General features: G+C 45.9%; 25 protein-coding genes and 1 riboswitch. Of the genes, 15 read left to right on the top strand and 10 right to left on the bottom strand.

Translation table 11 applies throughout. The annotated features are described in order from the left end of the window. The first annotated feature begins 2 nt into the window (after positions 1–2). The gene (gene purC, locus IL_RS07475; protein WP_011234704.1) at positions 3–716 is read left to right on the top strand and encodes a phosphoribosylaminoimidazolesuccinocarboxamide synthase; all 714 of its coding nucleotides are present in this window, start codon (positions 3–5) and stop codon (positions 714–716) included. On the opposite strand, the gene IL_RS13775 is transcribed toward purC, so the two are convergent. Genes IL_RS13775 through IL_RS07450 form a run of 5 tightly spaced genes read right to left on the bottom strand, consistent with a single transcriptional unit; the run spans position 713 to position 3,516 of the window. Next, the gene (locus tag IL_RS13775) at positions 713–814 is read right to left on the bottom strand and encodes a hypothetical protein (protein WP_231378638.1); all 102 of its coding nucleotides are present in this window, start codon (positions 812–814) and stop codon (positions 713–715) included. The two genes, purC and IL_RS13775, sit on opposite strands and share 4 nt — an antisense overlap. Before the next feature lie 38 nt (positions 815–852). After that, the gene (locus IL_RS07465) at positions 853–1,557 is read right to left on the bottom strand and encodes a M15 family metallopeptidase (protein ID WP_011234702.1); all 705 of its coding nucleotides are present in this window, start codon (positions 1,555–1,557) and stop codon (positions 853–855) included. After that, the gene (gene dapE, locus IL_RS07460; protein ID WP_011234701.1) at positions 1,551–2,681 is read right to left on the bottom strand and encodes a succinyl-diaminopimelate desuccinylase; all 1,131 of its coding nucleotides are present in this window, start codon (positions 2,679–2,681) and stop codon (positions 1,551–1,553) included. Before dapE ends, IL_RS07465 begins: the two co-directional genes overlap by 7 nt. After that, the gene (locus IL_RS07455; protein ID WP_011234700.1) at positions 2,678–3,022 is read right to left on the bottom strand and encodes an arsenate reductase; all 345 of its coding nucleotides are present in this window, start codon (positions 3,020–3,022) and stop codon (positions 2,678–2,680) included. The genes dapE and IL_RS07455 overlap by 4 nt, the downstream gene beginning before the upstream one ends. A gap of 20 nt (positions 3,023–3,042) precedes the next feature. Continuing rightward, positions 3,043–3,516, bottom strand: a complete 474-nt coding sequence (locus tag IL_RS07450; protein WP_167518466.1) for a PTS glucose transporter subunit IIA — start codon at positions 3,514–3,516, stop codon at positions 3,043–3,045. A gap of 214 nt (positions 3,517–3,730) precedes the next feature. Here IL_RS07450 and yfbV point away from each other — a divergent pair, with 214 nt between their 5' ends. Continuing rightward, positions 3,731–4,165: a terminus macrodomain insulation protein YfbV gene (yfbV, locus tag IL_RS07445; protein WP_011234698.1), complete on the top strand. Its 435-nt coding sequence runs from the start codon at positions 3,731–3,733 to the stop codon at positions 4,163–4,165. Positions 4,166–4,189: 24 nt separating this feature from the next. Here the strand turns inward: yfbV and xthA are convergent, their stop codons facing one another. Continuing rightward, positions 4,190–4,999, bottom strand: a complete 810-nt coding sequence (xthA, locus tag IL_RS07440; RefSeq protein WP_011234697.1) for an exodeoxyribonuclease III — start codon at positions 4,997–4,999, stop codon at positions 4,190–4,192. A gap of 121 nt (positions 5,000–5,120) precedes the next feature. Here xthA and IL_RS07435 point away from each other — a divergent pair, with 121 nt between their 5' ends. Then, entirely contained in the window at positions 5,121–5,444 is a 324-nt protein-coding gene (locus IL_RS07435) for a DUF3392 domain-containing protein (RefSeq protein ID WP_011234696.1), read from the top strand. A gap of 14 nt (positions 5,445–5,458) precedes the next feature. Beyond that, positions 5,459–6,526 carry a hypothetical protein gene (locus IL_RS07430; protein WP_011234695.1) on the top strand — a complete coding sequence of 356 codons (1,068 nt, stop codon included), beginning with the start codon at positions 5,459–5,461 and terminating at the stop codon, positions 6,524–6,526. Position 6,527: 1 nt separating this feature from the next. Here the strand turns inward: IL_RS07430 and IL_RS07425 are convergent, their stop codons facing one another. Then, the gene (locus IL_RS07425) at positions 6,528–6,998 is read right to left on the bottom strand and encodes a hypothetical protein (RefSeq protein ID WP_011234694.1); all 471 of its coding nucleotides are present in this window, start codon (positions 6,996–6,998) and stop codon (positions 6,528–6,530) included. A 101-nt stretch (positions 6,999–7,099) separates the two neighbouring features. Between IL_RS07425 and IL_RS07420 the strand changes: the two genes are divergently transcribed. The 4 genes from IL_RS07420 (at position 7,100) to IL_RS07405 (ending at position 12,503) form a co-directional block, all read left to right on the top strand. Further along, positions 7,100–9,034: a hybrid sensor histidine kinase/response regulator gene (locus IL_RS07420; protein ID WP_011234693.1), complete on the top strand. Its 1,935-nt coding sequence runs from the start codon at positions 7,100–7,102 to the stop codon at positions 9,032–9,034. Between the two features lie 61 nt (positions 9,035–9,095). Then, a complete protein-coding gene (locus IL_RS07415; protein WP_011234692.1) occupies positions 9,096–9,932 on the top strand; it encodes an AAA family ATPase in 837 nt (278 codons plus the stop codon). Positions 9,933–9,942: 10 nt separating this feature from the next. Next, positions 9,943–11,112 (top strand): vWA domain-containing protein, encoded by a 1,170-nt coding sequence (locus tag IL_RS07410; RefSeq protein WP_011234691.1) that lies wholly within the window; start codon positions 9,943–9,945, stop codon positions 11,110–11,112. After that, positions 11,109–12,503, top strand: a complete 1,395-nt coding sequence (locus IL_RS07405) for a phospholipase D family protein (protein ID WP_011234690.1) — start codon at positions 11,109–11,111, stop codon at positions 12,501–12,503. Before IL_RS07410 ends, IL_RS07405 begins: the two co-directional genes overlap by 4 nt. A 1-nt stretch (position 12,504) precedes the next feature. Here IL_RS07405 and IL_RS07400 read toward each other — a convergent pair whose 3' ends face one another. Genes IL_RS07400 through IL_RS07390 form a run of 3 tightly spaced genes read right to left on the bottom strand, consistent with a single transcriptional unit; the run spans position 12,505 to position 18,123 of the window. Beyond that, positions 12,505–14,319: a DUF885 domain-containing protein gene (locus IL_RS07400; protein ID WP_011234689.1), complete on the bottom strand. Its 1,815-nt coding sequence runs from the start codon at positions 14,317–14,319 to the stop codon at positions 12,505–12,507. Positions 14,320–14,335: 16 nt separating this feature from the next. Then, the gene (locus IL_RS07395) at positions 14,336–15,214 is read right to left on the bottom strand and encodes an MBL fold metallo-hydrolase (RefSeq protein WP_011234688.1); all 879 of its coding nucleotides are present in this window, start codon (positions 15,212–15,214) and stop codon (positions 14,336–14,338) included. Beyond that, on the bottom strand, positions 15,211–18,123 hold the full coding sequence (locus IL_RS07390) for a ligand-binding sensor domain-containing protein (protein WP_011234687.1): 2,913 nt from the start codon (positions 18,121–18,123) through the stop codon (positions 15,211–15,213). The genes IL_RS07395 and IL_RS07390 overlap by 4 nt, the downstream gene beginning before the upstream one ends. Before the next feature lie 136 nt (positions 18,124–18,259). Here IL_RS07390 and IL_RS07385 point away from each other — a divergent pair, with 136 nt between their 5' ends. The 7 genes from IL_RS07385 (at position 18,260) to IL_RS07355 (ending at position 24,366) form a co-directional block, all read left to right on the top strand. Beyond that, a complete protein-coding gene (locus IL_RS07385) occupies positions 18,260–19,309 on the top strand; it encodes an NAD(P)-dependent alcohol dehydrogenase (protein ID WP_011234686.1) in 1,050 nt (349 codons plus the stop codon). A 44-nt stretch (positions 19,310–19,353) separates the two neighbouring features. After that, positions 19,354–19,531, top strand: a riboswitch (Lysine riboswitch). A 95-nt stretch (positions 19,532–19,626) separates the two neighbouring features. Then, positions 19,627–20,967 carry a lysine-sensitive aspartokinase 3 gene (gene lysC, locus IL_RS07380; RefSeq protein ID WP_011234685.1) on the top strand — a complete coding sequence of 447 codons (1,341 nt, stop codon included), beginning with the start codon at positions 19,627–19,629 and terminating at the stop codon, positions 20,965–20,967. An 81-nt stretch (positions 20,968–21,048) separates the two neighbouring features. Beyond that, the gene (locus IL_RS07375; RefSeq protein ID WP_011234684.1) at positions 21,049–21,393 is read left to right on the top strand and encodes an HvfA family oxazolone/thioamide-modified RiPP metallophore; all 345 of its coding nucleotides are present in this window, start codon (positions 21,049–21,051) and stop codon (positions 21,391–21,393) included. A gap of 85 nt (positions 21,394–21,478) precedes the next feature. Then, a complete protein-coding gene (locus IL_RS07370) occupies positions 21,479–22,276 on the top strand; it encodes an undecaprenyl-diphosphate phosphatase (protein ID WP_011234683.1) in 798 nt (265 codons plus the stop codon). Positions 22,277–22,287: 11 nt separating this feature from the next. Then, complete coding sequence (locus IL_RS07365) at positions 22,288–23,115, top strand: ion transporter (RefSeq protein WP_011234682.1); 828 nt, start codon at positions 22,288–22,290, stop codon at positions 23,113–23,115. After that, positions 23,099–23,815 (top strand): SprT family zinc-dependent metalloprotease, encoded by a 717-nt coding sequence (locus IL_RS07360; protein ID WP_011234681.1) that lies wholly within the window; start codon positions 23,099–23,101, stop codon positions 23,813–23,815. The genes IL_RS07365 and IL_RS07360 overlap by 17 nt, the downstream gene beginning before the upstream one ends. Positions 23,816–23,925: 110 nt before the next feature. Next, positions 23,926–24,366, top strand: a complete 441-nt coding sequence (locus IL_RS07355) for a VOC family protein (RefSeq protein ID WP_011234680.1) — start codon at positions 23,926–23,928, stop codon at positions 24,364–24,366. Positions 24,367–24,449: the final 83 nt, after the last annotated feature.

The following is a 24,449-nucleotide window of genomic DNA, read 5'->3' as shown; positions in this document are numbered from 1 at the left end:
TCATGGAAAAACGCAGTGAACTGTATCGGGGAAAAGCAAAGACGGTCTATCATACCGACGATCCTAACCGCCTGGTGCTGGAGTTTCGTAATGACACTTCGGCGTTCGACGGCGAGAAGGTCGAGCAGCTTGATGACAAAGGCATGGTGAATAATAAGTTTAACCATTTTATTATGTCTAAGCTGGAAGAAGCGGGCATTCCGACGCAGTTAGATGAGCGTTTGAGCGATACCGAGTCTTTGGTTAAAAAGCTGGATATGATACCGGTAGAATGTGTTGTCCGTAACGTGGCAGCAGGTTCTCTGGTGCGCCGTTTAGGCGTTGAAGAAGGTAAAGAGCTTAACCCTCCGACATTCGAGTTTTTCTTAAAGAACGATGCGCTGCACGACCCTATGGTTAACGAGTATCATATTCAGGCCTTTGGATGGGCAACAGCAGAGCAAATTGAGAAAATGAAAGAACTCACCTTTAAAGTGAACGACGTTTTAAAAGCTTTGTTTGCTGATGCTGGTCTGTTGTTAGTAGATTACAAGCTTGAGTTTGGTGTGTTTGACGGCGAAATTATGCTGGGTGACGAGTTTACTCCAGATGGCTGCCGCCTTTGGGACGCAGAGACTCGTGAGAAGCTCGATAAAGACCGTTTTCGCCAGGGCTTAGGCGGTGTTGTTGAAGCTTACCGCGAAGTGGCTAAGCGCCTTGGCGTAACGCTGGATTAATCTTTATTTTTGTTTTTAGGGTCCTGGTCGGAGTCATCTTCGGTTTTAGATGATTTCGTACCAGGCCATTTAAACTTAGCGGTATACTTCAGCACCATAAGGTTACTCACAACCACGCCTACTACCAATAATATTATTAGCCACACCAAATAGTCGTCCATCCGTCATCCTCCGTTATTGTATCAATGTACTGATTTTTTATTTGAGCCAGGTTATCCAGAATAATGGGTTTTCCCTCTATGGCTAATGAGTCTACGGTTTCGGCTAGCAGCTCAAGGTTCAATTGCTTATGGCATGGCTGTGAAACGGCGCGGAAGCTCAAGTGCCAGGGCTCCTGTGCAACACCGCCCTGATAGCGTGCATAAGGAAAGAAAAAACCACTTTCATGCGCATGCCGGGTTAGCCATTGCCACAGTTCATGACAGGGGCCTGATTGGTCAATATACTCGCCGGGCACTAATTGCAGTTTTAGTTCACTGTCCTGAAAAGGGCGGGGGTCGTAAATATCGAAATCACTTCCCCAGTGGTGACGGCTACTTCCCGGTAACGAAGACCAATGTAAAATTGCGTGCATTTTCTCAACGTCGCTTAAGTTTGATGCATCCAGTAGCTCACCCTCTTTGGAGCGAAGGGGCAGCTTTCCTCGCCATTTTCTATTCCAGATAGACAGTTGCCTGTCCAGTGAGCGGAAACCACTGGCTATGGCCAGTTCAATACCCTCAGCCGCTGCTGCTTTTTGCATGGCGAGATAAGCTTCTGCTGCATCAGGATGCAGTTTATGCCCATCTACTGCAGTTAAGTGTGTTTCGCAGGCACCTGTCAGTTCTGTGCTGCTTAACATAAAAGCTTCTCCAGACAGCGGTAATAAACATCACTGAGTTTATCCAAATCACTGATTTTAACGCATTCGTTCACTTTGTGAATGGTAGCATTTACGGGTCCCAGCTCAATGACCTGAGCACCGGTTGGTGCAATAAAGCGCCCGTCGGATGTGCCGCCCGCGGTAGAGAGGGTAGTTGAAAACCCACATTCGTGTTCAATGGCCGCCTGAACGGCTTCAACTAATGCGCCTGATTCAGTTAAAAAAGGCGGTCCGTTAAGCTTCCATTGCAGGTGGTATTTTAGCGAGTGCTTATCGAGAATGGCTTCAACTCGTTGCTTAATTTTCTCGGCTGTGAGTTCTGTCGAGAAGCGGAAGTTAAACTGGGTATCAATACGCCCGGGTATCACATTGCCGGCACCAGTTCCTGCCTGAATATTAGATACCTGAAACGTGGTTGGCGGAAAACTGGCGTTGCCTTGGTCCCATTCTTCGTTAATTAGCTCGCTGAGGGCTGGTGCAAGATCATGTACCGGGTTTTTTGCTAAATGTGGATAAGCAACGTGACCCTGTATACCCAGTACGGTCAAGTCTCCGGTTAAGCTGCCTCTGCGCCCGTTTTTAACGATGTCCCCCAGGGTATCAGTACTGGATGGCTCCCCGACAATACACCAGTCTATGTTTTCGTTACGCTCCTGCAGTGTTTCAATGACACGTTTGGTGCCATTAATAAAGGGGCCTTCTTCGTCACTGGTTATGAGAAAACCAATGTCGGCGTCCACATTCGGATAGTCTTTAATAAACCGCTCCGTCGCGGTTATCATCGCTGCCAGGCTGCCTTTCATATCAGCGGCTCCGCGACCGTATAAATACCCTTCGTGCGTTGTAGGTTCAAAGGGCGGAAACTGCCAATCGTTGATGTCACCGGGTGGCACAACGTCGGTATGGCCGGCAAAGCAAAACAATTTACGGCCTTGCCCGCGTCGCGCCCATAAGTTGGTGGTATCTTCAAATATCATAGACTCAAGGTTGAAACCCTGAGCCGCAAGCCGTTCACCTATGAGTTGCTGACAACCTTCGTCTTCCGGCGTAATGGACGGGCGGGAAATGAGCTCACGGGCAAACTTTAATGTCTCTGAACTCATAAGTAGCGTTCACTCCAGAGTTTCTCATTAAAACCGCAATGAACAGCCTGACCGGACTCAACTAACGGACGCTTAAACAATGTTGGTTGTTCGGCAACTAATTCAGCTATGGCATTAGCGTCGACAACAGATTTTTGTTCATCTGACAGGTTGCGCCAGCTGGTGCTGCGCTTGTTCAATAAAGATTCCGCCGGCAGTTTTTGTAACCAGCCGCTAACGGTTTCTTTTTGTAGTGGTTGCTGGCGAACATCAATAAATTCGTAGGCGACTTCGTTTTTATCTAACCATTTAAGTGATTTTTTAACGGTGTCGCAGTTTTTAATGCCATAAACGCGCAACATAGGTACAGCTCCTGTCGGTGTTAATAAGTAATAAGTGGACTGTCTTTCGCAGTAATAAGCCCCGGGGTTAGCCATTCGGGCGATTCGCTATCGTGCCCGGAATTCAATGAACAAAGCAAAACAGCAAGACGCTGCTGCGAGGGTTTAAGGCTGCGCAGTAATGACTGGTTAATCTTAACCAGAGGATCACCACACTTAACCTCTGTCTGTTCGCGACAAAGCACAGTTAAAGCGTCGTGGTTGCCGAACGCATCGCCGGAACCTATGACTAATTGTAAGGAATAGGTGTCGTTTAAGCGTAACGACAAGTAATCGCCACTACTGCTGATATGGCTCAGTGAGCCATCAGCCGGGGCGTATAGCGTACTACCGGTCATTTCTATGACAATGCCTTTGCCAAGCAGGCCATGCTGGCATACTGCGGCCGAAGGTTGTGCTGCTATGATGCGACCGGTAACCGGCGCATAAAGAGAAGGAAGCTGACTTGTTGTCACTGCTGACACCATGCGACTGACTGATTCAGTTAGTATAGTGGCAAAGCTAAAGCTCCGGTGCAACTGTATCCACATTAACTGTGGATATCTTTGTGAACTACACGGTTGTAACAGTGTAACTTTATGAAAAATAAAGATAATATTAAAAGTGCGAATATCGTACAATAGCTCAGTAATCGATTATAATTACAGCAGGTTTGTCTAAGAGGTCACCATGAGTCGTTCATTTTTTGCGGTTTTAAGAGATGGAAAGAGGTATGCCGATAAATGGCCTCATCATTCAGTTGTTGCCGCTATGGCAGAGTCGCGAATTATCCCTATAACTCGCAAAGCCATTAGCTGGACTCCGGGAATAGCGGTACTCAATGCTGCGCTGACCTGGCAGTTTATGCCGCAGGAGCAGTTAGCCCCGGGGCTGATGTTGTCACTTATTATGTTGAGCTTACCCTTGCAGGGTTTGTACTGGCTCGGCTGGCGTTCCAGACAACCTTTAAAGCCAATGTTACGGAACTGGTATAAAGAGCTGAGAGATAAGCTGAGAAAGCAGGGCGTTGAGTGTCAGCCACAGGGTGAGAAAGGCCCTGAATACATGGATTTGGCGATTATTTTGCGTAAAGCACTGGAAACATTGCCGCCGGAAGAGCACTAAGGCCAACCGACGGCAAAATGACTATCAGTCTTTAAATGTAGACCAGACGGGGGCATGATCTGAGGGTTTTTCTATGCCTCTGAGTTCATAGTCTATACCGCTGTCTTCGCATTGCTTGGCGAGAGCTTTAGTGGCAAGGATAAGGTCGATGCGTAAACCTCTGTTGTCATCAAAGCCACGTGAGCGATAATCAAACCAGCTGAACTGGTTATCCACATCCGGGTTTAGCTGACGATAAGTGTCAGTAAAACCCCAGTCCATTAATCTTTGTATCCATTCCCGTTCTTCCGGAAGGAAGCTGCATTTCCCGGTTTTAAGCCAGCGTTTGGCGTTGTTTTCGCCAATACCAATATCTAAATCGATACGGGAGATATTTACATCGCCCATAACAATCACTGGCTGTTCCGGCGAAAGATCGTTATCCAGATAGCTCATTAAGTCCTGATAAAACTTTTCTTTAGCTGGAAATTTCGTAGGGTGGTCACGGCTTTCGCCCTGCGGGAAGTAGCCATTTAGAATACGTACATGGCCACCATCGGCCAGTGGATAATCACCCATTATCATGCGGCGCTGTGCTTCATCATCGTCAGTAGGGAAGCCAAACTGCGGGTTTTCCAGTGGCTTTTTACTGAGCATGGCCACGCCGTAATGACCTTTCTGGCCGTGGTAAATAACGTGATAACCCATGGCTTCCACGTCTTTTAGCGGAAACTGGTCGTCGTGCACTTTGGTTTCCTGCAGACCGATAACATCGGGCTGATGTTTATCAATTACTGCCTGTAACTGATGCAGTCGCGCTCGTATACCATTGATATTGAATGAAATGATTTTCATGGAATGTCCTGTAAATAAGCTTCTTTATGAGCTTAGGATAACACAGCAAAGCGTAAACTTGGGATGCGAAAACGACAGAAAATTCGTATACTCGGACGATGCTTTTCAGAGGGGTACTAGCGTGCAGAATGTGTTGAATAATTTGGGCATGATGATCCGCCCACATTTCTATGAACTGGCTATGGCGATCATTGCCACACTATTGGTGATTTATGGCGCAGAAGTGAACCGCATGGTGCAAAGGCAAGTGGCGCACTGGCATTTTGTATTCAGGACTTTGGTCTTCATCGTGGTTTGTGCATTTGGTTACGGTTGGCTGACCGTCTGGTTTACGCCAGTTTTAGCCGGCTGGTTAAGCCTTATTCCTTTGCACCTGCTGGCAGTCAGTACCATTGGAATATTGTTTTTCTTAGGTTTTCTCGCAGAAAGAAAACGACAACTGTAAAACAGGGAAGTTGTATGACGGATTGGATTAACATAAAAGCAGGCTCGTCGGCTTATCAATATATTCAGGAGCAGGGACTGAAAGCCGATGATATCGGTTTGCTGCTAGGTGCTTCAGGCGGGCCGAAGTGGTTTGTGCTTCAGGGGCTTGATAAATGGATGTTCGGTGAATTCTTTAAAGACAAGAAAGCGCCGCTGAATACCCTGGGGACTTCCGCAGGTGCCTGGCGTTTCGCAGCATTGGGGCAGCAAGACCCGGTTGCCGCCAGTGATTTATTTTGTCGTTTATACAGAACCCAGACTTACAGCGCGAAACCCGACCGGAATGAAATTACCAGTGAAGCTAAAGCCTTGCTGGCCAAGTACGTTCCTGATCAGGCGGTAACAGAAATACTGGGACAGTCGGCGGTTCGACATCATTTTATTGTTGCACGTTGCAGGGGCTGGACAGCTGCTGAAACGAAAAAGCAGATGCTGGGATTGTTAAGTTCGGCTTTTGCTAACAGTATGAACCGTCGCTGGCTGGGCCGGTTTTATGAGCGCGTTATCTTTCATCATCCACAGTCCGACTTAAGCTTTGCAAAAGGCTGGAACGACTTACCGACACATCATGTTGAATTAACTCAAAATAACTTTCAGCAGGCGTTACTGGCGACTGGTTCAATTCCTTTAGTACTGGATGGCGTGGTTGATATTCCCGGAGCACCTAAAGGCATTTATCGTGATGGCGGTGTTACCGACTATCACTTTGACCTGGACTTCTCTGACGTGAATGGCTTGGTGCTTTACCCTCACTTTCATAAAGAAGCGATTCCGGGCTGGTTTGACAAGCGTTTGAGTTGGCGCAGAACTACCGGTAAGAAATGGCCAGGCGTGGTATTTATTACGCCGTCGGAAGACTTTATTCAATCACTGCCTTACGGGAAAATTCCTGATCGCACTGACTTCGCCAAGCTGGACGCTGCGACTCGTATTGATTACTGGGAAAAAGCGGTGGATGCAGGAAAACGTATGGCGGATCAGCTTCAGGATTGGGTTGCTACAGGAAAAATAAGAGAAAAAACAAAGCTGTGGTTACCTTAAACTACAAACCATGAACATCGAAACTGGCATCACAAATTTGTTCAAAGCGCTCGGCGGCAAGCTGACGGGCGCTGTTTAATTGCCTTGCCGTAAGCTGGTGTAGAAAACCATCAATGATTTTAGCCGCTTCGCTTTCACCGGCGCGATCCGCTAGCGTTAGCCAGCAACAAGCGTGAAATATACTTTCTGGTAAATCCTTGCCTTGCAAAAACATTTGTCCTAAATACAACATGGCCTTGCTGTGGCCAAATAACGCGGCGCGCCGAAAGTGCTTGGCGGCTTCAAACCCTTGCCCGGTTTTAAGTAAGTCTGCGGCTCGCACATAATGATGTTTTGCAAAACGTTGCCAGTATTCAGGCCCCCGGATAGTTGGCTTCTGTCGACCAGGTAAACGGGTTTGCGCCAACTCTATGAGTTGATCAACTTGTGTCAGTAGAGCTGTTTGCCATTCATTGACGTTTGCCTGGGTCATCCGGATGTCGTTGTTTTTATGTTATTGTTTTTGCCAGTGTACACCAAGTTGCTACTGCGGCAAACTGGTTGCAAGAAAGCCTTTAAAGTGAGTCCGAATAAATGCCAACACGTATTTCCAATGAAAACCTCGCAGCTCTGCTGAATGTGGGAAGTCATTTAAGTCTGTTTATTTGGGAGGATGCTCCGGGGTGGCCAGTACGTTTTGTTTCAGACAACATACAAGACCTTTTAGGCTATAAAAAAACGCGCTTAGAAAGCCATGAAATTCAGTACCGGGATCTCATTAATCAGGACGATTTGCCCCGTGTCATGGAGGAGGTCAATTCACTTCTTAGCAAGGAATCCGGCTCTTCATTGACTCATCAGGATTATCGGGTAAAGCATGCTAAAGGACACGATGTATGGGTATCTGATACAACGGTACTATTACGATACGAAGATGGTAAGAACCATCTTTATGGTTACTTGATTGATGTGACTGAACGTAAACAGTTGCAAATTGCGCTCGAGATGGAGCGTAACCGATTACAGCTTATTTTAGATGCGACCCGTTTAGGTACCTGGGAATGGAACCCGCAAACCGGCGTTACTATTTTTAACCAACGCTGGGCTAGTATGTTTGGCTGGGATGTCTGCGAGTTGGAAACGAATGTAGAAAGCTGGTCGAGTCGTTTGCACCCTGAAGATTACGACGACGTATGGCAGGCGATTAAGAATCACCTGGACGGAGTGACTCCTTTCTATGAAAGCCTTCATCGCATAAGGCATCGTGACGGTCATTGGGTTTATGTACTGGACAGAGGAAAGATTATAGAGCGGGACAACCAAGGCCGGGCCATTCGCTACACCGGAACGGTTACCGATGTCACAGAACAGAAAAAAGCCGAGTTGAATGCGTTAAAAGCCGCTCATGCAAAAAATGTGTTTCTGGCGAATATGTCACACGAAATTCGAACCCCTCTACACGGTATACTGGGTATCGCCTCTGTGTTGGAGTCAACAGACCTCAATCCATATCAGCAGCAATTACTGGGTACAATAAAGAACAGCGGCGACTATCTGCTGACAACGTTGAATGATGTGCTCGATTTAACCCAGGCCGAAGAAGGGCAGCTAAAAGTCAAAAGAGGTGTTCACTCGCCGGCAAAAGTGTTGGGCCATGTTATTCAGCTGTTTGAACAGCCTGTAAAAGATAAAGGTCTGGAATTTATTATCGATATTGATGCTGATATTCCGGAGCGAACATTAATGGATCGGGCTCGTATTGCCCAGGTGATCAGTAATTTAGTCAGTAACGCTTTAAAGTTTACCGAGCGAGGCTCTATAGCGATTAAAGCAAGTTGGGAAGTTGATAGCGAAAAACAAAGCGAAGGCGACCTTATCGTAAAAGTACAGGATACCGGAGTTGGTATTTATGATACTCAGCGTATTTGGCAACTTTTTGAGCAAGAGCAGGATGGGTTAAACCGTCCGGAAGGCGGCAGCGGACTGGGGCTTGCCATAGTACGTAACCTGGTGCAGTTATTAAGCGGCACGATTCAGGTGGACAGCGAGCCTGAACAGGGATCCTGCTTCACGCTTTGCATACCAATGAGCGTTCAGTCTGAAAGCGCACACCAACCAGAGCAAAATGTTTTGCCTAAGCTAACGAAAAAACAGGTGTTGGTCGTTGATGATAATAAAATCAACCAATTGATAATAAAAGAAATGCTGCTGTCTCTTAACCAATATGTTGATTTGGTAAGTGATGCCCATAATGCATTAAAAATGATGCAGGCCAGAGACTACGACGTACTCTTTATGGATCTTCATATGCCGCATATGGATGGTATGGAAGCAACCAGAGCGTTGCGGGATATGCACATTCACCAACCTTATGTGATTGCGCTTACCGCGGACGCTTACCCTGAGACACGCACTCAGGCGTTGCGTTCTGGTATGGACGATTACGTGACAAAACCCTTTGTCAAAGCCGATATAGCCAGAGTGCTTGAACGCTTTGATATGCTGTTATCCAGAAAGCCCACCGATTAGCACAGCCAGAGTGTCTGTTGTACCATAGGCTCAGTTTCAAGCTTAATATAAGGGATACAGAATGGATTTTAGCAGTAGCTCTCAGTATGTCGTGTCGCAAGAACTGGCGACAGCCGTTAACGCCGCCGTAACGCTAGAGAAACCTTTATTACTGAAAGGCGAGCCGGGCACGGGCAAAACTCGTCTTGCCGAGGAACTGGCAAATGCTTTAGATACCGAGTTACTGCAATGGTCAATTAAATCCACAACGAAAGCACAGCAGGGCTTGTATGAGTACGATGCTGTCTCTCGTTTACGTGATAGTCAGCTGGGCAGTGAAAAAGTACACGAGATTAGTAATTATATTCGCCCCGGTAAATTGTGGCAGGCGTTTACCGCGGAAAAGCGTCCCGTTCTGCTCATTGATGAAATCGATAAAGCGGATGTTGAGTTTCCGAATGACTTATTGCACGAGCTGGATCAAATGGCGTTTCACGTTTATGAAACCGGTGAGCAGATTAAAGCCGAGCAGCGTCCCATTGTGCTGATTACCTCGAACAATGAAAAAGCCTTGCCCGATGCGTTTTTACGCCGCTGCTTTTTTCACTACATTCAGTTTCCTGACAGCGACACATTAAAAGCCATTGTCGATGTACACTTCCCTGATTTACATCGTGATTTATTGGATACCGCGCTAGCGTTGTTTTTTGAGTTGAGAGATGTGCCCGGGCTGAAGAAAAAACCATCGACATCGGAGTTACTGGACTGGTTACGCTTGTTATTGGTCGAAGATATTGATGCCAATGAATTGCGTAAAAGCCGTGAACAGGGCGGTTTGCTGCCTTTATCAGGTGCTTTACTCAAGCACGAACAAGATGTGGAGCGCTTAGCTGAATACGCTCGCATTCAACGGCGCTAGTTTTCGCATTATGTTTATAGATTTTTTTCAAACCCTGCGACGGCATGGGCTAAAAACCAGTATTACCGAATGGCTGGATTTACTTAGTGCCATGAAAGCCAACTTAGCGTTTGCCGATGTCGAGCAATTTTATTATTTATCGCGGCTTATTCTGGTAAAAGATGAGTCCCAGTATGACAAGTTCGACCGTGCCTTCAGCGAATATGTGGATAAAGTTGCTAAAGTTGATGTGACTGAGAAAATTCCGCATGACTGGTTAGAGAATGCTTTGAAGCGCAACTTGAGCGATGAAGAAAAAAGCAAAGTTCAGCAGTTGGGCAGTCTGGATGAGCTCATGAAAACTTTTCAGGAGCGCTTAAAAGAACAGCAAAAGCGTCATCAGGGCGGCTCGAAGTGGATAGGCACAGGCGGAACTTCGCCTTTTGGAGCGTATGGTTATCACCCCGGTGGTATCCGCATTGGGCAGGACGGTAACCGTAATCGCAGTGCGGCGAAAGTATGGGACAAGCGGGAATTCTGTGACCTGGATGACAATGCCCGGCTTGAGCAGCGCGGTTTTCAGGTGGCGCTCAGAAAGCTACGTCAGTTCGCCCGCACCGGTGCCGCGACTGAACTTGATTTAAACAGCACCATTGAAGCCACTTCAAAAAAAGGTGGTCTACTTGATTTGAAGTGGCAGTCCGAGCGTCATAATGCGGTTAAAATTATTCTACTGTTAGACGTTGGCGGTTCAATGGACGACTATGTTTACCAGTGCGAGCAATTGTTCACCGCGTTAAAAAACGAGTTCAAGCATCTGGAGTTGTTTTACTTTCATAACTGCGTATATGAAGGCGTGTGGCGGGAGAATTCACGCCGGCGCGAGGAGCAAATTCCGACTAAACAGTTAATCCAGACTTACGGCGAGGACTATAAGCTGTTGTTTGTCGGCGATGCTACTATGGGGCCGTACGAGATAGCGTATCCGGGGGGCAGTGTAGAACACTGGAATGAAGAGCCCGGCGAAGCCTGGATGAACCGTTTAACCCGTCACTTTGAAAAAGTAGCCTGGCTTAACCCGCAGCCAGAAAAACATTGGCGTTATTACATGTCGGTTAGAATGATACATGACTTAGTGGATGGAAGAATGTACCCATTGACTCTCGAAGGGCTTGAAAGGGCGATGAGTGGATTGCGATGACACCTTTACTGCCCGCGTGCCCGGACAATCAGTTTCAATTGCTGGAAAATGCTCACCGGGCGCTGATTGAACGGGTGAGGTTAATACGTCAGGCCAGGCATCATATTGCGTTACAATACTATTTGTGGCGTCCCGACAGCAGTGGCCTTACCCTGCTTAAGGAATTACTGGATGCCGTCGAGCGTGGCGTGCGGGTCGACCTTCTGCTGGATGATTTGCACAGCAAACCTTTAGAACCTTTATTGCGAGATTTATCCTCCCGCGCTAATTTCAATATTAGGCTTTTTAATCCGTTTAAGCACAGACGCTGGCGCTGGCTAAACTGGTTAACCGACTTTAAGCGCATGAATCGGCGAATGCATAATAAATCGATGCTGGTCGATGCGGAAGTGGGGATTGTTGGTGGGCGAAATGTTGGTAACGAGTATTTTGGTACACATGCGGGACAACTGTTTTCCGATCTTGATGTAATAGCGAAAGGCAAAATCGTTAAGACGTTACTTGATGACTGGCGGCAATACTGGAACTGCACTTTATCGGTTGCGGTTAACGCAATAAGCTCGTCGGATAAACCGAGATTGTTTAACGATATTTGGAAAGGTTATCAAAAACAACCGGAACTTCGAGATTTACACCAGTTTGTTCTTTCTGACGAACACTTGACAGACACTCCCCAGAGCGACGCTGAAACCTGGTATCAGGCAACCGCAACGGTTGTCAGTGATGATCCTTTAAAGGCTCTGCCTGATAGTAAGCCGAGCCGGTTGGTGACGCAGCAGTTAACGCAAACTCTTGGCTTGGCAAAGCAATCTATTGTTTTGGTTTCTCCTTATTTTGTGCCGACGCCTACAGGTGTTAAAGAGCTGGAGAATTTGTCGGAGCAGGGAGTAAAAGTTCGCGTGCTGACTAATTCACTGGCAGTGACAGATGTCCCGGCCGTACATGCGGGCTACCAGCGACACCGACGAAGGCTGTTGTTGTCAGGTGTAAAACTGTTTGAGCTGAAACGAACCGAGGAAAAACCTTTACGCAAAGATGTGCGTCCTTATTTCAGACGCTCGGCGTCTAGCCTGCATGCTAAAACCGTGACAGTGGACAGTGAGAAAGTCTTTGTTGGATCATTTAATTTTGACCCGCGTTCTGCGCAAATTAACACAGAGTCGGGGCTTTTAATTGAGTCAGCGGAGATGGCAGAGAGAATTAACGCGATGTTTGAGCACGAACTACCGCTGCGATCGTATGAGGCTCGACTCAACCGTTTTTATAAACTGTATTGGCTGGATAAAAGTAAAATACCGGCGTTACGGCTCTATAAAGAGCCGGGAGCCGGTATTTGGCGACGGTTGGCGGTTTGGTTAACCGCCAGGTTGCCGGTTGATCATTTACTCTAGCTTATAGTTGTTGGGCAACCCAACGTTTCACTTTACGCTCAAGTACGGTAAGCGGAACAGCTCCGTCCTCTAGTACCACTCGGTGGAAGGCTTTTATATCAAAGTTCTCACCGAGCTTTCTCTCTGCGTCGCGACGCAATTCACTAATTTTTAGCTGCCCAATTTTGTAAGCCAGCGCTTGTCCCGGCAGTGCCATAAAACGTTCTGCCTCAGACACCGCTCTTGCTTCGGCTACCGGTGCGTTGTCGTACATGTAATCCAATACCTGCTGACGGCTCCAGCCTTTTGAATGAATACCGGTATCCACTACTAGCCGAATAGAGCGCCAGAGTTCGGCCGCAAGCTGACCAAAACGTTGGTATGGGTCATTATAAAGTCCCATGTCGTAGCCCAAAGATTCGGAATAAAGCCCCCAGCCCTCGGTATAGGCAGTTTCCCGGCCAAACTTACGAAACTTGGGTAAGTCTTCCAGTTCTTGTTGTATCGAAATCTGGAAGTGGTGTCCTGGAGCGGCTTCGTGCAGAAACAGCGCGGTTTTAGCCCAACTGGGACGAGACGATAAGTCGTAAGTGTTCAGGTAGAAAATGGCCGGACGTGAATTATCTGTAGGGGCTGCCTGATAAGACCCTGAGCTCGCCGATTGTTCGCGAAACTCTTCAACTTTACGAATTTCGTATTCGGCTTGAGGGAAGATATCAAACAATTTATCCACGGTATTATCAACGGAACCGCGTAAAGAACGGTAATCCTCCAGCATTTCATTTCTGCTTTCGTAAATGAATTGCTCGTCGTTGGTCATGAAATCGAAGAACGACTGTAAATCGCCTTCAAATTCCGTTTCTTCCATAATATCGCGCATTTCATCATGAATACGGGAAACTTCGTCTTTACCTATTTTATGGATGCGATCAGCACTGAGCTCTGTCGATGTATTGGCTTTTATTTGATAGTCATACCAGCCCTTGCCGCCGGGGAGTTGCCCCAGACCAAAGCTCTCGGTGCGAGTTTCCGGCAAGTACTCGTTACTCAGGTAATCGCTCAGCTTCTGGTAAGCGGGGATGACCGTATTGGTAATAATGTCGCGGTACTGTTTACGAATAGCCTCGGCATCGGTGTCTGCAATGTCGTCTGGTAACTCAGCAACAGGTCGCCAGAAAATACTCTCGGTGACATCCTCTGTAATTTGAGCCTCAATTTGAGGAATGGCTTTTTCAATTAACACCCGGGGTTGAACAATATCCTGTTCAACGCCTTTTTTCATGTTCTCAATGGCCTGATCAAACAGTCTTGGGATTTTCTCCATGCGACTGGCCCAGGCACGATAATCTTCGGCTGTATCAAAAGGTTGTGCTGAAGTACCTGATGCCAGCATCGCAAGTTGTCCGGCTATATTATAAAACTGGTTAATAGGTATCAGGTGGTCAGGGTATTGAGCTCCCTCAATGGCTAACTCGCGGTTACGTTTAAAGATTTCGTAGCTGATTCTTTCAGCGCGTGGTAATTGCTCTGCGTTTATCTTCTTAACTTGCTCTAGATAGCGAGTTTCTAACTGGAGAGAGCTAGTCCGGTGAATTTCAGAATAAAAATTAGGTAACTGGTCATTGTAGCGGTCATCACCAATGTAAGTAGCTAATAAAGGGTTTAGCTGCAGTTGTTCATCAAAGTAGTTGTTATAAATCTCTTTTAACTGCTCTGTTTGAGACGTTTGTTTGATTGTACTCTTTTGTGATTCAGCGTTTTGTCCTGCTTGCTGGGGTTGGCCACAACCGGCCATAAGCAGCGACAATGAAATAGCGAGAGTGGTTTTCTTTATCATGTTAAATACCTGCTGATTACAAGCGATTCAGTGGAACCTTCAGATAAACAGTGCCGTTATCTTCTGCCGGTGGAAGCTGTCCGGCGCGAATGTTTACCTGAATTGACGGGATAATGAGTCGGGGCATATTTAGCGTCGCGTCACGTTCTTCACGCCATTTCACAAACTGGTCTTCAGTGGCTTTGCCGCCGACATGAATGTTATTTTGCTTTTGATCCGCTACCGTCGTTTTACATTGATGCTGACGTTCTTCCGGCGGGTAGTCGTGGCAAATATACACTTCGGTGGTGTCTTCCAGTTCAAATAATTTCTGAATAGAACGATAGAGGGTATTAGCACTGCCACCCGGAAAATCACATCGGGCAGTGCCAACATCGGGGTTAAAAAGTGTGTCGCCGACAAACACTTTGTTTTCATTAATTACGTAGGCGATATCTGCGGGTGTGTGTCCCGGTGTATGTATCACCCGAATTGTCATTGACCCAAGGTGAAAGGTTTCACCGTCTTGCAGAAGTTTGTCAAAATGCTCGCCGTTAGGGAGAAACTCTTTATCCAGGTTATAAACCTGCTTAAACGTTTTCTGTACTTCTGTAATGTGTTCACCAATAGCAATAGGTGCCTGAAGATGTTCTTTTAAATAAGGCGCCGAGCTTAAGTGATCAGCATGAGCGTGAGTTTCTAATAACCAAGCAACATTAAGCTTATTGTTTTTTACAAACTTGATAATACGGTTAGCACCTTCGGTATAGGTTTTCCCGGAGGCATAGTCAAAGTCGAGTACCGGATCAATAACAATGGCGTCTTTACTTTCTGAATCGTAAACTACATAGCTGAAAGTTTCGCTGTCGTTATCTAAAAACGCCTTAACCTGAATTTTCTCTACTTCTTCAATCATGGTTTTGACTCCACACGGTTGCGGCCTTCACTCTTGGCCTGGTACAGAGCTTTATCTGCCGCAACTAGTAAACTTGAATGGTCAGCATAGTCGTAGCTGCTGGCTACGCCAATACTAACGGTAATCTTCATATCTTCAACCAAGTCATCAAAGAGGGTTGTAGCAATACGTTCGCGCATTCTCTCACTGGCTTCTCTGGCAATTTCCAGTTCAGAGTTGGTAATGAGAACCGCAAATTCTTCGCCACCCCAGCGGGCAACGTAGTCTATGTCGCGTATTTCATCATTTAAAATTTCGGCCAGACGAATAAGCACTTTATCACCGATAGTATGCAAATAGCGGTCATTAACCTCTTTAAAATAATCGACATCAATAATAGCCAGGCTTAAATAGGTTCCGTCGCGGCGACAACGATTAAGTTCATGCTGCAACCGCTCATCAAAGGCTCGGCGGTTCCCCAGGTTAGTTAAGGGATCTTGTCGAGCCATGGTTTCCAGGTCGGCGGTTTTCTCTTTGACCATTTGTTCGAGTTGCAAACGGGTTCTGTTGTATTGATTAAGGCGCGCTCGAACGATAACCAGAACCAGCAGGGCAGTGATTAAAGAGGCAATAATCCAGAACCAGGGTTGCATCCAAAAATGAGCGGACTGCCGAAATGAAAAATAGTCGGGCTGACTCCACTGGCCTCCGGGGTATCTTGCTCTTACCTGAAAAACATAGTCTTTGGCCGGCAAAGTCGTGTATTCAACTGAATTGAATGAGTTTTTATCCACCCAGTCTTCGTCAAAACCTTCTAAGCGTACCTGATAATCAATGTGTTCAGCCATAAGGTAACCGGGAGCAACAAACTCAAATACAATACGATCAGTATCTGCGCTCAACTCTTCGCCAAAAATGACCGGTTCATTGTCTGCTTTTACCGATTCAATATTGACTTCCGGAGGGAGGTTACCAATTTCGGTGATGGTATTTGGGTCGACGACCGAAATACCTTTGCTTGTCGCCAGCCAGATGCGTCCATCGGAACTTTCGAGAATTGAAGGGCCGCCCGTATTAATTTGAGCACTTTCAAGACCATCAACTTCGGTATAGCGCTGAAAGTCGAGTGTGTCTGCTTGCCCGTTTAAAACCTCTGTAAATGAGTCGTGTTCCACCATGATAGGCCCCCGGCTTGAACCAAGCCAAAGGTTCCCATCGCCGTCAAAAGCAACGGACATAAAATTATCGAAAGGAAGCCCTGTGTCACGATTAAAAATTTGCCAACTATTCTTATTGATATTGTGAACAATAAGTCCACGGTCGGTTGCAAGCCAGAGGTAGTCGCCCCGTTCCGTAATATGAAAAGCGAGTTGCGCATTATTAAGGTGAGTTAAGTCAATGGGGGTTATTTGATAATTAAAACCCTCTTCTTTGGCGACAATTTCTATTTGAGCGACACCGGCGCCGGAGCTGACCCAAAGTTTTTCGTTCTTATCCAAATACAGTGCCATGACAAAGTCATTAGACAGTACATCTTCTAAAGGGATATGCTGCGATACCCAAGTGCTTTGCGTATTTTGATACAAATGGGTGACGCCATTTGGTGTGGCTAGAAAAATTCCGAGTTGCTCATCGACTGCAATTTGCCGCACTTCATTTGATTGGAGCAAGCCATCACTAGTGAAATGTCTGGTAATGTTTTCCCCATCCCAGATATAAAGACCGTCGGTGTAACTGCCAATGTAGAGTTTTTGCTCATCGTCATAAGCCAGAGACAATACGGACAAATTGCTTAATAGGGTGTCTGCAGCCAGCGGAGAGATATCGAATTCATCAATAACAGATACTCCAACACTGGAGCCTACAATAATTGCGCCATCCTTATTTTCAGCTATTGCTCTGACGTAGTCTCCTGTAAGGCCATTTTTAGTCGTATAAGAGGCAAATAAGGAGTCTCTGAACTGCACTAGACCGCCGTGTGTTGCTACCCAAAAGCTGCCTTCTTTGTCTTGAATAATGTCGAGTACGTGGTTATTAGGTAAGCCCTGTTTAGTGCTAAGTCTTTCGATACCCGATTGATTTATTCTTAGCAGTCCATCCTGATAGGTTCCTAACCAAATTTGGTCGTCGGCAGTCTGGAAAATAGTGCTTATTCTGCTGTCAATTTCAGGTTTAAAAGGTTCAAACTCGGTATCATTAACCTGTTTATAAAGGCCTTTCTCTGTACCGACGAGTAAACGGTTATCGTTTAACTCGAATAAAGTGATGATAACGTCCTCTGGAATCGTTGTTATATCGATAAACTTCGATTTACCCGCCTTTTTAACCTGCAAACCTTTATTTGTTGCGGCCCATAGGTTTCCATCGGAATCAACAAAAGAGTCAAAAATGAACATAGAATCTAAACCATGTTCGGTGGTGAACTGAGCAATACGTTCATTATTTTTATAAACAAGTATGCCAAGCGTTGAGGTGGAGACCCAGAGATTACAGTTTCTATCAATGGCTAAATCGTTGACAAAAGGAGGAGCTGACTGAAGCGTTTGCCAGTGGCCATCATAAAAACGGGCAATACCGCCGCGGTTACCGGCAACATAAACGCTGCCATCGCAAGGGCTATAGGCTAAGGTGTACATACCTATATCGGGTAATCCGGTCTCGCGTAAATTATCATAGATGTCAAAACGACGGCCGTTAAAGCGGGTCGGCCCCTGCCAGGTAGCAAACCATAAATAGCCTTTATCATCTTGAATAATTTCGTTGATAGAGTTGTGAGGCAAACCATCGCGGGTTTCCCAGTGTCGAATCAAATAGTCGCTCAGTGGACGTATTTCATTTTCTGCACTATTTTCATCAACAAAAGCTGCCGCCACTGATACCTTCAGAGACAGAAACAGGGTAACCAGCAGTAAGGAAAAGTGATACTTCATAGGTCTTCAATTATTGAACAGCATTTTTGAATGGTATGTTGTCCCTGACTGGGTTGCAATAACTCAAAAGGACTACAATCTAAAAAATGAATTGATGAGTACATTAGTGTGATAAATCAAATGAAAGGAGCAACAAATGACCAAAGCCTATGCCGCACAATCGGAAACTTCTGAGTTAGCGCCTCACCCAATAGAACGTCGTGAGCTGCGTAGCGACGATGTTGCTATTGATATCACTTACTGTGGCGTATGCCATACCGATATTCATTATGCAGAAAACGACTGGGGTGGAACCATTTATCCGGTCGTGCCGGGGCACGAGATTATCGGAAAAGTCACGGCTGTCGGTGACAACGTGAAGGGGTTTAAAGTAGGAGACTCGGTTGGGGTTGGTTGCATGGTTGACTCTTGTCGCGAATGCTCTTCATGTGAGCAGGGGCTGGAGCAGTACTGTCTGAATGGAATGGTTCCAACATACAACGGTGAAGACTTGCACGATAAAAGTGTGACTTACGGCGGCTACTCAGAAAAGATAGTGGTCAGTGATCGTTTTGTGGTGCGGGTGCCGGAAAAACTCGATCCGGCAAAAGCGGCGCCGTTATTGTGTGCGGGCATTACCACTTACTCTCCGCTGCGTCACTTTGGTGTAAAAGAAGGGCATAAAGTGGGCGTTATTGGCATGGGTGGCCTGGGTCACATGGGCGTCAAGTTCGCCAAAGCCATGGGTGCCGAAGTCACTATCTTCACCCGTTCGGAAAGCAAAGTTGCTGAAGCAAAACGGCAGGGCGCAGACAATGTCATCATCTCAACCGACGATGAGCAAATGGAAGCGGCCGCTGAGACTTTTGATTTCTTGTTGGATACCGTACCGGTGCAACATGATTTAAACCCTTATATTAACTGTCTTAAAGTTGATGGCACTCATATTCTGGTCGGTTTACTGGAACCTGTAGACCCAGCGTTGCAAGCAGGAGCTCTGGTCATGAAACGCCGGGTGTTGGCAGGGTCTTTAATTGGCGGTATTCCTGAAACTCAGGAAATGCTGGATTTTTGTGCGGAGCACAACATTCACTGTGACGTGGAAATGCTTGATATCCAGAATATTAATGAAGCCTTTGTGCGGATGAAAAAAGGTGATGTTAAATACCGTTTCGTTATTGATATGGACACGTTAAAACAGTCTTAAATCGCAAATGAATTGACCACGCTTTATTGGGCGTGGTCTAATTCAGGCCGAGAAGAGGTGCGTACATCAGGGACTTTTGAGCTTAGGCCGCCAAAGCCAGAGTTAAGTCGAAAGAGAGGGGATGTCACGCCGAGGTAATATTGTCATTTTGGCGCAATGTTGCCGGTTGCAGGGTTTGAACACCCGCAACTGTCACCTTTCAGGTGGAGAGCTTCTGGTGTTTGCATCCCCTTTAGTGGCTAAATCCAGCTACTGTTATTTTTTCTGCAAAGCCTAAGTTCTCCGAACACTTTTGTTGTTTTGTTCGGGAGAAAACTGTGACTTTTACCGTTGCAAAGTTCGGAGGTACAAGCGTCGCTGATTACGCTTCAATGCTCCGTTGTGCTGAAATTATTCAAAGTAATTCATCTATCCGTCTGGTAGTTGTTAGTGCCTGTGCGGGTGTGACTAATCGATTAGTCGCGATAGCAGACCTGCAGGGAAGGCAGATAGAAAAGCTATTAAATGAGATCTACGAGATTCATTTCGCTATTCAGAAAAGGCTCAAAAATGCCAGCCAGGTGCAAAAATCATTAGAGCAACTGCACCATAAACTCGCGCTTCATTGCCAAAAAACTACAGAAGACCAAGCTTCATGGCGAGATGAGTTGCTGAGCTTCGGTGAACGATGCTCCAGTCTGCTATTTTCCTCATTACTTGTTGAGCAGGGACTGTGTTCCAGTACTCTTGATGCCCGGCAGCTACTTAAAACCAACAGTGATTTTGGTCGTGCTCAGCCAGATGAAGTGACTACAAAATCTCATTGTCTGGAGCAGAAACAAAAGCTTGAGTCCGGATGTGTGCGGGTAACTCAGGGATTTATTGGTTCTGATGAAAATAACCAGACAACGACTCTGGGCCGCGGTGGAAGTGACTACAGTGCGGCGCTTTTAGCGGCAGGCTTTAATGCAACGGATTTACAAATTTGGACCGATGTTGCGGGCATTTATACTACCGATCCCCGAATCTGCCCCAGTGCACGTGCTATAGCGGAAATGAGCTTTTCTGAAGCAGCGGAGCTGGCCACCTTTGGGGCAAAAATATTGCACCCATCAAGCCTGGCTCCGGCAATAAAAAACGACATTCGCGTATTTATCGGTAACAGTCAGGATGCGCTTTCTGGTGGGACCTATATTTCTGCCAGTCCGACAAGCCGGCCCGATGTTCGCGCTATTGCGCTGCGCCGTGACCAGACTTTAGTGACTGTTCATAGCCTGAATATGTTGCATGCAAGCGGCTTCCTCGCAAGGCTTTTTGAAATACTGGCTCGGTATAACGTGAGTGTTGATTTGGTTACCACCTCAGAAGTTAGCATTGCGTTAACTCTGGATGAAGGCGGCAGTGCAGCGAATGGGCAGGCTTTATTACCGGCAGCAGCCCTGGAAGAACTGGAGCAATTTTGTCGGGTTGAAGTGGAAACAGGTCTATCTCTTGTTGCTATTATTGGTAACGGCATTGGGCGAGATGCACACATTAGTCAGCTGACTTTTAACACCGTTAATGATTATGCAGTGAGGCTCATATGTCAGGGAGCCAGCGAACATAACTTATGCTTTCTTGTCGCAGACAATGAAGGCGAGAATGTAATCCGCACTTTGCACGACAGAATATTGCGTTAATAATGTGTAAATAATTGTCTATTTATTGTAAATATAAACTACAGTTAAAAAGATTCTGGCAACCAAATTCAGGTGATTATTATGAAACAACTGACATCGAAAACTCTGGCAATTACATCGGCTCTTTCCGTCGCTTCAGCAATGAGTATGGGGGCTGCTCAGGCAAATCCCTTTGAAGCCACCGAACTGTCGTCTGGCTACGAAATGTCTCAACCACAGGAAATGAAGTGTGGTGAAGGTAAATGTGGCGAAGAGAAGAAAGAAAAATCTGAAGAGATGAAAGATAAAAGAGATATGAAAGACAAAGCTAAGGAAGGCAAGTGTGGAGAAGGCAAATGCGGCGAAGGAAAGCGTGGTGACGAAATGAAACATGAAAAGTCTGAGAAAAAAGGTGAAAAGTCAGAAGAAGGTAAATGTGGCGCCTAATCGCTTAATGTTACTTTCGTTCTAAGGACGAAACTGACTATAATGCTCGCTTTCTATTTGAGCAGAATGAAGGCGAGCATTTTTAATGGATTTCTTACAATCGATCATCCTGGGCATTATCCAGGGAATAACCGAGTTTCTTCCAATATCCAGCTCTGCTCACTTAATTTTAATGCCTATACTTACCGGCTGGGACGATCAGGGTGTAGGCTTTGATCTTGCTGTTCATGTCGGTACTTTACTCGCCGTAATTCTGTATTTTCGCAAAGATGTCAGTGAACTCTTTATTGACGGACTTCGTTCTATTGCGGCACGCCAGCATGTTGGACAAAGCCGATTAGGTTGGGCTGTTGTTGTCGGAACTATACCTGCCTGCATTGCCGGAATACTGTTACTGGATTATATAGACACAGCACTAAGGGCTGTGGGCGTTATCATAACCACTACGGTTGTGTTTGCTGTACTTTTGGCTGCTGGAGATAGATTCGCCCGGGGCAGCAGAACTTTGCAGGATATTGGTTTCAAAGACGCTATTATTGTTGGTCTTGCTCAGGCTGTAGCGCTTATTCCGGGAACCTCTCGCTCTGGAGCAACCATAACCGCCGGGTTGTTTTTAGGTCTAAATCGGGAATCAGCTTCAAAGTTTTCATTTTTTATGGCCATTCCAATTACGGCGGCGGCGGCTTTGGTAAAGTTATTAACCATAGCTTCAGAGTCTATAGCCGTAGATTGGTTAGGTTTTTTAGTTGGCGGTATTGTATCTTTTTTAACCGCTATTACAGCTATTCATTTCTTCCTTAAGTGGCTTAATGCGTTCGGTATGTGGCCTTATGTTATCTATCGTTTAGTCTTAGCGGTTGTCTTGTACTTATTATTCTTCTGAGCAGTTACTTTATGTACGAAAAAATAAAAAAACAGTTATTTCAGCTTAAAAGTAACAAAGCTTTTGAAGCGTTGGTGGTTGCCGTTATCATTATTTCGGCATTAGAGATTGGCGCGAAAACCTATGAGTTACCTGCTTTTGCTAATAGCCTGACGTACGGTTTAGATCTCTTTATCACGCTGTTCTTCTTAATTGAGATTAGCATTCGCTTCATCGCGGAAGACAATAAGAAAGCGTTTTTCAAAGACGGTTGGAATGTGTTTGATACTCTGGTTGTAATCATGAGTCTCATACCTATAAATGATTCTGAACTGGCTCTGCTGGCGCGGTTGGTTCGGATATTTCGGGTACTGAGGATGATATCAATTATTCCGGAGCTGCGAACCTTAATAAACTCCTTGCTCAAAGCGCTTCCGCAGATGGGATATGTCGTCCTGTTGATGTTTATTATCTTCTATATTTATGCAGCGGTAGGCAGTTATTTATTTGCCGATATTAATCCGTTTCTATGGGACAACATTGCCACTTCAATGCTCACGCTGTTCAGGGTGATGACTTTTGAGGACTGGACTGACATTCAGTACGAAACCATGGAAGTGTATGGCTGGAGCTGGATTTACTATATGACATTTATTTTCCTGACGGCTTTTGCGTTCTTGAATATGGTTATTGGTATTGTGATTAACGTCATGGATAAAGAGAGCCGGAAAATTGAACTTACTGAGGACGGCTTGGGTGAGGGCTTCGTGGACAAAGAACCTACTATAAGCGATCTGCAACAGGAAATTCGCGAATTAAAACAACTGATAGTGGCTCAGCAAGATGTCGAAAGAAAGTAAAAGCCTATACAGCGCAAAACTTCTTATTAACGATATTCCTGTTACGGTTAAAAGTAAGCGCATAAAAAATATGTATTTAAGGGTGCGTGCGCCTTCAGGTGATGTTGAAGTATCTGCGCCCCGACAGTGTTCGCTAAATGAAATTGAACGCTGGCTGTTTGAACGTCACGATTGGCTGATAAAGCAACGTGAAAGAGTTGCTATGCAGCCAAGTCCACCAGAACTTCAGTTTGTATCAGGAGAGGAACACAAGCTTTGGGGTAAAAGTCACACACTGGATGTTGCAGTTAAAAAGCGCGGAGCCTCAGTGAAATGTGAGGGTGAGCAGTTACAACTGGTTTCTCTGCCACATTACAATGCTGATCAACGTAAAAAGATTATGGATCGCTGGTATCGTGAGCAAATTACACGGGAAGTTGAAGCTTTACTGGATATCTGGCAGCCGCGAATGGGAGCATATAGTAATAGCTTTGGCATCAGGGCAATGAAAACCCGTTGGGGTAGCTGCAACATACGCAGTAAAAAGATATGGCTAAATTTAGAACTGGTTAAAAAACCGGCCGAATGCCTGGAGTACGTGCTAGTTCACGAACTTACACACCTGTTTGAGCGTTATCACAACGTGCGCTTCTACGCCTTGATGGATGAATTTCTCCCGGACTGGCGTGAACGAAAGAAGCTGACCAACCAGTTTATCTAAGCTCTTCACCTATTTGATAGTTATGAACCATTGCAGGTGTCTTAGCCGTACTGTGAAGGGATAGATGAGCGTGGTGCAAAAGCTCTAATTGAAAAAATAGGAGATTAGCGGTGCAATATTTACATACGATGGTACGTGTACATGATTTGGAACAATCTTTAAATTTCTATTGTGATTTACTCGGCTTGAAGGAAGTCAGCCGCAAGGACGTGGAAAAAGGGCGTTTCACCCTGGTTTTTTTAGCAGCACCAGACGATATTGAAAGAGCGAAGAAAGATCAGGCTCCCATGCTGGAGCTTACCTATAACTGGGACCCACAAACTTACCGCGGCGGCCGTAATTTTGGCCATTTAGCCTTTCGGGTTGAGAATATTTACGAGCTTTGCCAAAAGCTGATGGATAACGGTGTCATTATCAACCGGCCACCGAGAGACGGTCATATGGCGTTTGTACGTTCACCGGACAATATCTCCATTGAGCTATTACAGAAGGGTGATAGCTTGCCGCCGGAAGAGCCGTGGACATCCATGGAAAACATTGGCGAATGGTAATTAAAGGGCAGATCCTCTATAATCTGCGCCACAAAACTATGTAAGTAAATGAAGCAATTTTTACTTTGGTCCAATAAATAGGA

Source organism: Idiomarina loihiensis L2TR (assembly GCF_000008465.1).
GTDB lineage: Bacteria > Pseudomonadota > Gammaproteobacteria > Enterobacterales > Alteromonadaceae > Idiomarina > Idiomarina loihiensis.
This window is presented reverse-complemented; position numbering and strand designations above follow the sequence as displayed.

What these genes read in the sequence shown, in the direction of transcription:
- IL_RS07420 (WP_011234693.1), top strand. Translation starts at nt 7,100, where the DNA reads ATGCCAACACGTATTTCCAATGAAAACCTCGCAGCTCTGCTGAATGTG.
- dapE (WP_011234701.1), bottom strand. Translation starts at nt 2,681, where the DNA reads ATGAGTTCAGAGACATTAAAGTTTGCCCGTGAGCTCATTTCCCGCCCG.
- IL_RS07360 (WP_011234681.1), top strand. Translation starts at nt 23,099, where the DNA reads ATGTCGAAAGAAAGTAAAAGCCTATACAGCGCAAAACTTCTTATTAAC.
- yfbV (WP_011234698.1), top strand. Translation starts at nt 3,731, where the DNA reads ATGAGTCGTTCATTTTTTGCGGTTTTAAGAGATGGAAAGAGGTATGCC.
- IL_RS07455 (WP_011234700.1), bottom strand. Translation starts at nt 3,022, where the DNA reads ATGTTGCGCGTTTATGGCATTAAAAACTGCGACACCGTTAAAAAATCA.
- IL_RS07430 (WP_011234695.1), top strand. Translation starts at nt 5,459, where the DNA reads ATGACGGATTGGATTAACATAAAAGCAGGCTCGTCGGCTTATCAATAT.
- IL_RS07375 (WP_011234684.1), top strand. Translation starts at nt 21,049, where the DNA reads ATGAAACAACTGACATCGAAAACTCTGGCAATTACATCGGCTCTTTCC.
- xthA (WP_011234697.1), bottom strand. Translation starts at nt 4,999, where the DNA reads ATGAAAATCATTTCATTCAATATCAATGGTATACGAGCGCGACTGCAT.
- IL_RS07405 (WP_011234690.1), top strand. Translation starts at nt 11,109, where the DNA reads ATGACACCTTTACTGCCCGCGTGCCCGGACAATCAGTTTCAATTGCTG.
- IL_RS07465 (WP_011234702.1), bottom strand. Translation starts at nt 1,557, where the DNA reads ATGTTAAGCAGCACAGAACTGACAGGTGCCTGCGAAACACACTTAACT.
- IL_RS07370 (WP_011234683.1), top strand. Translation starts at nt 21,479, where the DNA reads ATGGATTTCTTACAATCGATCATCCTGGGCATTATCCAGGGAATAACC.
- IL_RS07400 (WP_011234689.1), bottom strand. Translation starts at nt 14,319, where the DNA reads ATGATAAAGAAAACCACTCTCGCTATTTCATTGTCGCTGCTTATGGCC.
- IL_RS07390 (WP_011234687.1), bottom strand. Translation starts at nt 18,123, where the DNA reads ATGAAGTATCACTTTTCCTTACTGCTGGTTACCCTGTTTCTGTCTCTG.
- purC (WP_011234704.1), top strand. Translation starts at nt 3, where the DNA reads ATGGAAAAACGCAGTGAACTGTATCGGGGAAAAGCAAAGACGGTCTAT.
- IL_RS07410 (WP_011234691.1), top strand. Translation starts at nt 9,943, where the DNA reads ATGTTTATAGATTTTTTTCAAACCCTGCGACGGCATGGGCTAAAAACC.
- IL_RS07415 (WP_011234692.1), top strand. Translation starts at nt 9,096, where the DNA reads ATGGATTTTAGCAGTAGCTCTCAGTATGTCGTGTCGCAAGAACTGGCG.
- IL_RS07395 (WP_011234688.1), bottom strand. Translation starts at nt 15,214, where the DNA reads ATGATTGAAGAAGTAGAGAAAATTCAGGTTAAGGCGTTTTTAGATAAC.
- IL_RS07425 (WP_011234694.1), bottom strand. Translation starts at nt 6,998, where the DNA reads ATGACCCAGGCAAACGTCAATGAATGGCAAACAGCTCTACTGACACAA.
- IL_RS13775 (WP_231378638.1), bottom strand. Translation starts at nt 814, where the DNA reads ATGGTGCTGAAGTATACCGCTAAGTTTAAATGGCCTGGTACGAAATCA.
- IL_RS07385 (WP_011234686.1), top strand. Translation starts at nt 18,260, where the DNA reads ATGACCAAAGCCTATGCCGCACAATCGGAAACTTCTGAGTTAGCGCCT.
- IL_RS07365 (WP_011234682.1), top strand. Translation starts at nt 22,288, where the DNA reads ATGTACGAAAAAATAAAAAAACAGTTATTTCAGCTTAAAAGTAACAAA.